Origin of the sequence: Dyadobacter fanqingshengii, assembly GCF_023822005.2 — a bacterium.
GTDB classification, from domain to species: domain Bacteria; phylum Bacteroidota; class Bacteroidia; order Cytophagales; family Spirosomataceae; genus Dyadobacter; species Dyadobacter fanqingshengii.
This window is the reverse complement of record NZ_CP098806.1, coordinates 1,983,038-1,993,608: the sequence shown is the minus strand read 5'-3', so window position 1 is coordinate 1,993,608 and position 10,571 is coordinate 1,983,038. Positions and strand designations below refer to the sequence as shown.

Genomic DNA, 10,571 nt, shown 5'->3' with positions numbered 1-10,571 from the left:
TTTAAACATTACCAAATGATTTTCAGGACCTTATATTTTAATAGAACAACATTGATGCTTGGGCTTTTGATAAGTTTAAACACTTTCATAACCCGTGCGCAGGATCTGAAACTTTGGTATAAACAACCTTCCAGACAATGGGAGGACGCGCTTCCGGTTGGTAACGGGTGCCTGGCGGCAATGGTTTTTGGGGGCATTGCAAGTGAGCGGATCCAGTTTAATGAGGAGACTTTATGGACAGGTGAACCGAGGAGTTACGCGAACAAAGGCGCGAGCAAATATTTAGGCGAAATCCGCACGCTGTTAAATGAGGGCAGGCAAAAAGAAGCGGAAAAGCTTGCTTCCGAGCAATTTATGGGCATTCCGCTGAGACAAATGGCCTATCAGGCTTTTGGAGATTTATACATTGATTTCCCGGATCATTCTAATGCAACGGATTATCGCCGGGAGTTGGACCTTGAAAAGGGAATTGCGCTTGTCTCCTATAAAAGCGGAAATGTTGGTTTCAAAAGAGCAGTTTTTGCGAGTTATCCTGCCAAAGCGATTTATGTAAAGCTCACCGCAGACCAGTCTGGGAAGCTCAATTTTGCGGTCCGGCTGGACGCGATTCATGCAAACAAAAAGGTGACCGGCAATGCTGGTGAGTTGACATTGAACGTAAAAGTTGACAATGGTGTCCTGGAAGGCGTTGCCAAAATGAAAGTGCAGACCGATGGGAAAGTAAGTCAGAAGGATGGCAAGCTCAGCATTCAAAATGCCACAACGGCGACGCTCATTCTTTCAGCGGCAACCAATTATATTGATTACAAAACAGTTTCCGGTAAGCCCACCACAAAAACGGCTTCCCTATTAAAAAATGCGCCCGTTTATGAGCAAGCACTCAAGGAGCACTTGACGGATCATCAAAAGCTTTTTTCCAGGTTCCATCTGGATCTTCCGGCCAAAAATAACGGTGCATTACCCACCGACGAACGCCTTTTACAATTCAAAGACAATCCTGATGATCCCGCATTTTTGGCCTTGTACGTGCAGTATGCGCGTTATTTGCTCATTGCTAGCAGTCGTCCCGGCACGCACGCGGCCAACTTGCAGGGAAAGTGGAACCATCAGCTGAAACCTTCGTGGGACAGCAAATACACCGTGAACATCAACACCGAAATGAATTACTGGCCGGTTGAAATGGGGAATCTGGCTGAATGTCACCAACCCCTTTTCGCGCTGATCCGCGATCTGTCGCGAACCGGCTCGGAGGTTGCAAAGGAACATTATAATACCAACGGCTGGCTGGTGCATCACAACACCGACGTATGGCGCGGTGCCGCACCGATCAATGCATCTGATCATGGGATTTGGGTCACGGGCGGGGCGTGGTTGAGCCTGCATTTGTGGGAACATTACCGCTTTACGCAGGATAAAGTTTTTCTCGAAAAAACGGCTTATCCACTCATGAAAGGGGCAGCCGAATTTTTTGTAGATTTTCTGGTAAAAGATCCGAAAACCGGACTGCTGATCAGTTCTCCCTCCAATTCTCCTGAAAACGGCGGTTTAGTGGCGGGGCCAACGATGGATCATCAGATTATAAGAGGACTTTTTAAAGCTTGCATTGAAAGTGCGCATGTGCTGAAAACGGATCAGCCATTTGCTGCAAAACTGGAAAAATTAGCTTCACAAACTGCTCCTAATCAGGTTGGTAGAGCAGGCCAGTTGCAGGAATGGATGACGGATATAGACGATACAACCAACCACCACAGGCACGTTTCGCATCTGTGGGGCGTATATCCGGGCGAGGAAATTACTCCTGAGAAGACACCCGAACTCATCAATGCTGCAAAAAAATCACTGGAATTCCGGGGCGATGATGGAACTGGGTGGAGTCTGGCCTGGAAAATCAATTACTGGGCACGGTTTCTGGATGGCGAGCATGCTTATGCTATGATCAGAAAGCTGTTCAATCCCATTATGGACGCTTCCGTGAAAAAGGGCGGGGGAGGATCCTATCCCAACCTTTTCGATGCACATCCGCCTTTTCAGATCGATGGGAATTTTGGCGGGGCAGCGGGGATTCTGGAACTGCTCGTGCAGAGTCATCTGGGAGAATTGCATTTATTGCCCGCGCTGCCCAACGCGTTGCCAGACGGAAAAGTGTCTGGTTTGGTGGCCAGGGGCGGTTTTGAGATTACGATGGAATGGAAGAAAGGCCAGTTGCAATCCGTTGACATTCTATCCAAAGCGGGTAACAAATGCAATGTGCGCTATGGCGCGAAGCGTTTTTCCTTTGATACAGTGAAAGGGAAACATTACAAACTCAATGCTGATCTAAAATTACAGTAAACGCGCAGGGTATTTTTCTTTACTTGCGAATGTTTTTCTTTTATTTTCTTTCCGAATCTGATTTCCCATGAACGGCTCATTTATTCTTGCTATCGACCAAGGTACTAGCAGCACCAAGACAGTTGTTTTTGATCAGAATGGCGTAGCAGTTGCCCGTGGCGTCGAGCCACTTCTAACAAATTATCTGGACGGCGGACTCGTGGAGCAGGACCCGGAAGAAATTTATCAGAATGTATTAAGCTCGGTCAGGCAATGTTTGGCGGACTTCAAGGCGAAAGACGGAATTCCTTCTGACATAACAGCGTGCGGTATTTCCAATCAGCGTGAGACCTTTGTTTTATGGGATGAGAAAGGAAAACCGCTGTGCCCGGCCGTGGTTTGGCAATGTAAAAGATCCGTTGCAATCTGTGAACGCTTGAAAATCTCCGGCCTGGAAACTGAGATCAGGCAGAAAACGGGCTTGTTGATTGATCCGTACTTTTCAGGTTCAAAAGTGATTTGGCTGAATGAACATAATGCAGGGGTAACAAGCGCTATTCAGGCGGGAAAAGCATTTTTCGGAACAATCGACACCTGGCTGCTCTATAAGTTGACGAACGGCGAACGCTATCTTACCGATCACACAAATGCTTCCCGAACATTGTTTTTCAATCTCGAAACGCTGGATTGGGACAGAGATTTGCTTGGAAAATTGGATTTGAGTAATATTCAACTCCCTGATATACAGGCGTCTTCCTCGTCTTTCGGGGCCACGGACTTTGGTGGATTACTGGAAACCAAAATTGACGTTTCCGCCATGATCGGCGATTCGCACGCTGCTGCTTTTGGAGAAGGCTGTTTCGCGCCGGGTATTGCGAAAGCAACACTAGGGACAGGTTCTTCCATCTTAATGAACATTGGCGAAAAGTCAAAATCGTCGCAAAATGGCATGGTTACGACCATTGGTTGGAGCACGGGCGAACATGTGGAATATGCGCTGGAAGGCGTTATTGTTACTTGCGGCGCAACGATTTTATGGTTAAAAAATAACCTCGGAATGTTCGGCGATATTACGGATACACAGGAAATGGCGAATGCGGTCCGGGACAATAACGGCGTATATCTGGTCCCGGCATTCAGCGGGCTTGGTGCGCCGCATTGGGATATGAGCCGAAAAGCCTCTATAATCGGCCTGACTTTTGATTGTAACAAAAATCACGTAGTAAGAGCAGCATTGGAATCCATTCCTTATCAGATCAAAGATGTAATTACGGCTATGGAGTCGGATACGGGCATTTTGTTGCAAGAATTAAAAATAGATGGCGGGCTCACTGCCAATACATTCGTCGTTCAATTCCTGGCTGATGTGCTCGAAAAACCGGTGGTTAATCTGGGATTTCCCGAAGTTTCAGCTTTGGGTGCTGCTTATCTGGCTGGATTACAAGCCGGCGTTTATGAGAGCATTGCGTTTTTGAAAAATCTGAATAGCAATCATTCCACGGTGAATCCGTCCGGCGATACATCCACAGCAAGATCCGGATATCAGGGTTGGCTGGAAGCGATTGGCTGATTGATCTGTAAAATTTGATTGGTCTGTAACGTCCGTAACAACCTCCGCACCCGTGCTTCATGCATGGGTTTTTTTATTTTGTTTTTTATTTCTCCGAACGGAACACACTGCGAGGGTCCACTCATAGCCAAAACGATAGTTTCAAATGGATTTGAACAATTTTTTATCGAAATAAGACATAAATATTACCAATTTATTTTTTGTGAATGAAAATGTTCCTATTTTTCGTAAAAAATAGAATAAAAAAGAAAATAAAAGAAAACTGCAATATGAGAAAACTCTTACCGATCATCCTGGCATTTATACTGGCGGTGCCCGTGGTCAATGCGCAGAGTTTCGCTGTGAAGGGCAGCGTAACGGGTGTTAACGATACCGATCCGTTACCGGGCGTGAGTGTCGTGATCAAAGGAACACAGCGGGGAACGACAACGGGCTCGGATGGAACATTCCAGATCGAAGTGCCTAATGCGGAAACGGTGCTTGTGTTCAGCTTCGTTGGATATCAATCAGTTGAAGAAACTGTGGGGAGCCGCTCGGATATCTCGGTAAAGCTTGTTTCAGAAAGCAAATCGCTGGAAGAAATGGTTGTAGTCGGTTACGGAACGCAAAGCAAACGTGCTGTAACAGGGGCGGTTATTTCCATTAATTACGATAAATTCAAAGACCGCTCTTTCAGTAATGTGACGCAATCGCTTGCAGGAACATTGCCAGGGGTTAACATTTCGCAATCGCAAGGTGCGCCGGGTGCTTCTCCGGTGATCAAAATTCGTGGGGTCAGCTCGATTACAGCCGGGACAAATCCGCTGATCGTTGTAGACGGCGTTCCGCTTGAAAACTTCAACTTGAACCTCATTAACCCGCAGGATATTGAATCTATTGAAGTTTTGAAAGATGCGTCTTCGGCTGCAATTTATGGTTCGAGAGGTTCCAGCGGTGTCATTTTGGTTACGACTAAAATGGGCAAGCCGGGAAAAGTGAGTGTGAGCGCCAATGTTGAATATGGTTCTCAAAAAGTCGTTCGCCGGGTTAAAATGATGGACGCGCAGCAGTATATTGAAACATATGTTGATGCGAAAAATAATGCTTGGACTGCGCAAGGCGGTAATGCGAGCGATCCCAACAGTGCAAGGCCTGCTACACTGAAAATTCCCGAAGATTTTACAAACAATCCGCAGCAATTCGGGAAAGGCACAAACTGGCAGGATGTCATGTTCCGTACGGCCCCTTCCTATAATGCACAGATCACGATTTCTGGCGGCACGGAAAAAACACAATACATGTTTTCGGCCGCTTATCTGGATCAAACCGCAGTTTTGGACGCGAATTACTACAAACGTCTCTCAGTGAGATCTAATGTTAAAACACAGATCAGCAAGAAGTTAAGTGTTGGTCTGAACCTGGGCATCACTTCCATTTTCGATCGCACAGAAGGAACGCAGGGGAAAAGTGATGTAATCAGTCTGGGCTTACAAAGCAATCCCCACTTCCCGGTTTACAACGAAAATGGTAATCTGGGTTTTCGCGATCCAAATTCAACCTGGTTCCGTTTCACTTCCTATGCCGACATGAATTTGTGGCATCCATATTCGCTTACAAGAGAAGTTGACAAGTCCAGAAAATCATTTAATACGCTTGCAACGGGCTTTTTGGAATATGAGATCGTGGATAACCTGCGTTTCAGGACGAGCCTAAGTGGGAACCTTTACAACATGCGCAATGCCTTTTATTGGAATGATAAACAAAAATATGGCTACTCAGCTGTGCTTGCGGCGCAGGGAAATTCGGGTGATGCATATATGTTTAACTGGCTGAGCGAAAATACATTAACCTACGAAAAGAAGATTGGAGAGCATGCATTGACGGGACTGCTGGGCTACACCAGCCAAAAACAGCGTGACGAAACCATGTATGTAGCTGCCAATAATTTCCCCAACGATCTGGTTCACACGCTCAATGCGGGAACGGTGACTGCGGGAAACACAACGGCAAGCGAATGGTCGCTGCTTTCCTATCTGGCGAGGGTTCAGTACAATTTTAAAAACAAATATTTCCTGACCGGCGCGATTCGCCGTGATGGCATGTCGCGTTTTGGTGAGGATAACAAGTGGGGTTATTTTCCTTCTGTATCAGCGGGTTGGCTAATTTCAGACGAAAGCTTTTTATCGGGCGTCAATGCCATTAACAGCCTGAAACTTCGTGCCAGTTATGGTGTGACGGGGAACAATCAGATTCCGAATTACGGAGCGATCAGTTTGCTTGCCGCCGCTCCTTATGTAAACGGGACAACGATTGCTAACGGGTTGAAAGTGAGTAACCTGGCTAACTCAGGATTGCGTTGGGAAAAGACAAACCAGTTCAATGTAGGCGTGGATCTGGCAATCTTCAATAACCGGGTAAACCTGTCGGCAGAATATTACAATTCCATTACCCGCGATATGCTTCTTTTTGTTCCGGTTCCGGACATTACGGGTTTTTCTTCTCAATTGACAAACATTGGCAAGATGCGTAACCGTGGTGTTGAATTGAATATTTCTTCGAAAAACCTGGTTGGAGATTTTACCTGGACAACAGATTTTAACTTATCAAGAAATCGCAACAAAGTGCTGCAACTCGGACCTGGCAATGCGCCTATCCAGTATGTAGACAATGTGGTGACGGTTCGCACGGAAGTAGGGCAGCCTGTTTCGAATTTTTACGGATATGTTTTCGACGGCGTTTTCAATAATCAAAATGAAATTGACGCCTATCCGCATCACGCGAGCACAACACCGGGTGATCCGAAAGTGCGTGACGTAAATGGCGATGGCAAAATTTCGGATGCCGACCGCACCATCCTAGGCAATTACCAGCCTGATTTTACCGCCGGCATCACCAACACAGTTGGTTATAAGGGCTTTGAACTTTCATTCTTGTTTCAGGGATCGTTTGGCGGTGAGATTGCCAACAACAATGTGCGTTATCTGGGAACCTGGGATAACGGCCGGAACTTCTTTGCAAGCATGTACAATTACTGGCGTTCGGAAGCCGAGCCGGGTGATGGCAAACATTTCAAGCCATCGGTAAATTATCTGGGTCTTCAAAAACAATTCTCTTCATACTGGGTGGAAGACGCATCCTTTGTGAGATTGAGAAATGTGAGAGTTTCGTATGCATTGCCTGCGAAGTGGAGCAACAAACTGAAAATCGGCAGTGCCAGGGTTTATGTGAATGCTGAGAATGTGCATTTGTTCAGCAAATACACGGGTTATGATCCTGAAAACACGACTTACGGAACAACGTCGTATAGCAGCAGCATGGAAACTGCGGGCTCATACAGCAGCGGAAACGCGCCGGTTCCGGGGGCCTTTCAGGGGGTGGATTATGGATCTTATCCATTGCCAAGGGTGATTACGGTTGGGATTAAGGCTGATTTTTAAGTGCACAAAAACAAAAAACGAAAATGAAAAATATCATAAAAATCTTCACAGTAATCAGCCTCGTTGCGGCTTCGTGGGGATGTAAAGATTCCTTCCTGGAACTCGCCCCGATCTCCAATCCGAACGCAGAAAATTTTTATAAAACCAGAACGGATTTCGACCTCGCGACCAACGCTGCGTACAATACATTGGTGACCGTTTACCACCCGCAAGGACCGGTTTCCTATGCCGGCGAACTCATGGCCGACAATGTTACGATCTTCAATATTTCGGGCAACCAGGCCGATAAATGGCAGTTTCGCGATTATTCGCTGGCTCCTGCCAATACAATGGTATACCAGTTTTGGCAAGATTTCTATAAGTCGCTTTATAACATTAACATTATTCTGGACAAAATTTCCGCGGCTGATATTGACGCCACTTATAAATCTCAGACAGAGGGCGAAATGTTGTTTCTGCGTTCGCTTTACTATTTTAATATGGTTCGTATCTGGGGCGATGTGCCGTTGGTAACGAAGCCGGTAACTGCTGCGGAAGCCTATAACATTTTACGTTCGCCTTCGACGGAGATCTATGCGCAGATTATCAAAGATCTGAATGAAGCCAAAGCAAAACTGCCCGCAACTTCCAGCATTGTTGGTAGGACCACGAAAGGGGCTGCACAGACGCTTTTGGGCAAGATATATTTAACGATCGGTGATAAAACCAATGCTGCAAAAGAGCTGAAAGAGGTTTATGACAGCAAACAATATGAGCTGCTTCCTTCCTATGCATCGCTTTGGGACGCGAAAAATAAAAACACGAAAGAATCGATTTTTGAAATCCAGTTTCTTGGTGGTAGCGCGACAAACCCTTACAGCAATTATTACCTGGAATTTTTCCCAAATTCCATTGCACTGGGCTTTTACGGAGCAGGCATGAACCAGGTTGTAGACGACATTTGGAATGAGTACGAAAAAGGGGATACGCGGAAAGAAGCCAGCATTGACACCGGATTTGTAGACGCAAAAGGCAATTTCACAGCCGCGAAATTTCCAAAAAAATGGACGGACAAGACTGCGCCGCTGATCAATCAAAGCATCGCAGCTAATAATAATTTTATCGTGTTGCGTTACGCAGATTTGCTTTTAATGCTCACAGAAGCAACAGGGGAAGTTTCTTATCTGAATGAAGTGAGGAAAAGAGCTGCATTGCCACTTTATGGGACGGCTGCTTATCCTGCTAAATACAATACAGTTCCGCTGGCATTGGAACACGAGCGCAGGGTTGAACTTGCCTTCGAATTTCACAGATGGTTTGACTTGAAAAGAACAAACCGGGCAATTCCGGTCCTTACAGCGAAAGGCAAAAGTGTTTCCGAACCCAAATTACTTTTGCCAATCCCGAACATTGTGCGTGATCAGAACTCAAGAATAACACAGAATGCCGGATATTAAACTGAAAATAACAACATTGGTGGCAGTCCTGTGCATGCAGCTTTCGCATGCGCAGGACACAATCCGTTATACGGGCAAGACTTTGGTGAATGTCGATTACCATCACGGCGCGCTCACGCCAGCGATCGGCGTGCATTCTTACCAGACATTAAGGGTTAACCGCGATGATCCAGGAAAGGACTCGGCTATAACCTGGACTTATAATCATGCGCCGAATCTGGCGTATTGGAATGGGACTTTTTATCTCAATTACCTGAGCAATCCTGTCGGGGAGCACATTCCGCCAGGGCAAACGCTGTTGCAAACTTCAAAGGACGGCCGCACCTGGTCTAAACCGGTTGTCTTATTTCCACCCTATAAAATCCCGGACGGGACGACTAAAAAAACACATTCAGGAACAGCCAAAGATCTTTACGCGGTGATGCACCAGCGCATGGGTTTTTATGTTTCCAAAAACAAAAAATTGCTTACGCTGGCCTATTATGGCATTGCATTGGATGCCAAAGACGATCCGAATGATGGGAATGGGATCGGGCGTGTGGTGCGGGAAATTAAGAAAGACGGCAGTTTTGGACCCATTTATTTCATCAGACCCAATGCTTCCTGGAAGCAGAAATCGGATTACCCGCTATTTACAGAGAGCAGGGATAAGGAATTCGTCAATGCTTGCGAAGAATTGCTGGCAAACAAACTCGTTACGCAGCAATGGGTTGAAGAGGCAGACCGCGACGATCCTTTGATATCATTAAAAGGAGAGTACAAGGCGCTGAGCGCGTATCATTTACCAGACGGCAGGGTAGTAGGGCTTTGGAAAAATGCCTTAACCAGCATGAGCAAAGACAATGGTGCAACCTGGCTTTACAAACCAAAACGTGCACCTGGATTTGTCAACAGCAATGCCAAAATTTGGGGACAGAAAACTTCCGACGGAAAGTATGCGACGGTTTATAACCCATCCGAATTCCGCTGGCCGCTGGCTGTTTCCGTAAGTGACGATGGAATCAATTACAAAAATCTGCTGCTGGTTAATGGCGAGATCACTGCCATGCGCTATGGCGGCAACTACAAATCGTACGGCCCGCAATATCCGCGCGGCATTAGCGAAGGCGATGGCACGCCCCCCGATGGAAAATTGTGGGTTTCATATAGCATGAACAAAGAGGATATCTGGATTTCCTCTATCCCTGTGCCTATTAAATCGGTTGCTGAAAAACATGCTGCGGACCGTTTCAATGATCTGCCGGCAGGAAAAGAGCTTTCGGAATGGAACATTTACAGCCCGCGTTGGGCCGCTGTAAGCATTGAAAAAGGGGAGGATGGAGATAAGCTGCTTTCATTAAAAGACTCAGATCCATTCGATTATGCCAAAGCGGAACGCGTAATTCCTGCAACTAAGCGGCTTATTGCTGAAATTTCTGTTGAGCCAAAACAAAGCGATCACGGTTTGCTGGACATTGAGTTTCAGGATGCAAAGGGAACTCCCGGAGTCCGGCTTTCATTTGATTCAACAGGCAATTTCAGGGCGAAAGCGGGTTACCGGAATAAAAACCTGATGCCCTACAGGCCAGGCGAAAAATACGAGATCAAGGTTCAGCTCAACATCGAAACGCGCCTTTACAGCGTTACGGTAAATGGCAAAAACCTTGGGAATAACATTCTTTTTGCACCGCTCGAATCGATAAGCCGCATCACATTCCGCACCGGCGACACGCGCCGTTTTCCCAACGCAGACACGCCGACCGATCAGATGTACGACCTCCCGAATGCGGGTAGGAAGGATCGGGAAGCGGTTTATAACATCAGATATGTAACGAGCAAGGCAGACTAAGCTCTCAACGA

The 10,571-nt window shown here is 46.5% G+C and carries 5 protein-coding genes; all 5 read left to right on the top strand.

The annotated features are described in order from the left end of the window. Positions 1–15: 15 nt before the first annotated feature. The 5 genes from NFI81_RS08085 (at position 16) to NFI81_RS08065 (ending at position 10,560) form a co-directional block, all read left to right on the top strand. Positions 16–2,331, top strand: coding sequence for a glycoside hydrolase family 95 protein (locus tag NFI81_RS08085; RefSeq protein WP_234613013.1), 2,316 nt, complete (start codon positions 16–18; stop codon positions 2,329–2,331). A gap of 67 nt (positions 2,332–2,398) precedes the next feature. Next, complete coding sequence (locus NFI81_RS08080) at positions 2,399–3,880, top strand: FGGY family carbohydrate kinase (RefSeq protein ID WP_234613014.1); 1,482 nt, start codon at positions 2,399–2,401, stop codon at positions 3,878–3,880. A gap of 269 nt (positions 3,881–4,149) precedes the next feature. Next, on the top strand, positions 4,150–7,296 hold the full coding sequence (locus NFI81_RS08075; RefSeq protein ID WP_234613015.1) for a SusC/RagA family TonB-linked outer membrane protein: 3,147 nt from the start codon (positions 4,150–4,152) through the stop codon (positions 7,294–7,296). A gap of 23 nt (positions 7,297–7,319) precedes the next feature. Further along, a complete protein-coding gene (locus NFI81_RS08070) occupies positions 7,320–8,732 on the top strand; it encodes a RagB/SusD family nutrient uptake outer membrane protein (RefSeq protein ID WP_234613016.1) in 1,413 nt (470 codons plus the stop codon). Beyond that, positions 8,719–10,560, top strand: coding sequence for an exo-alpha-sialidase (locus tag NFI81_RS08065; RefSeq protein WP_234613017.1), 1,842 nt, complete (start codon positions 8,719–8,721; stop codon positions 10,558–10,560). The genes NFI81_RS08070 and NFI81_RS08065 overlap by 14 nt, the downstream gene beginning before the upstream one ends. The last annotated feature ends 11 nt before the right edge of the window (positions 10,561–10,571 follow it).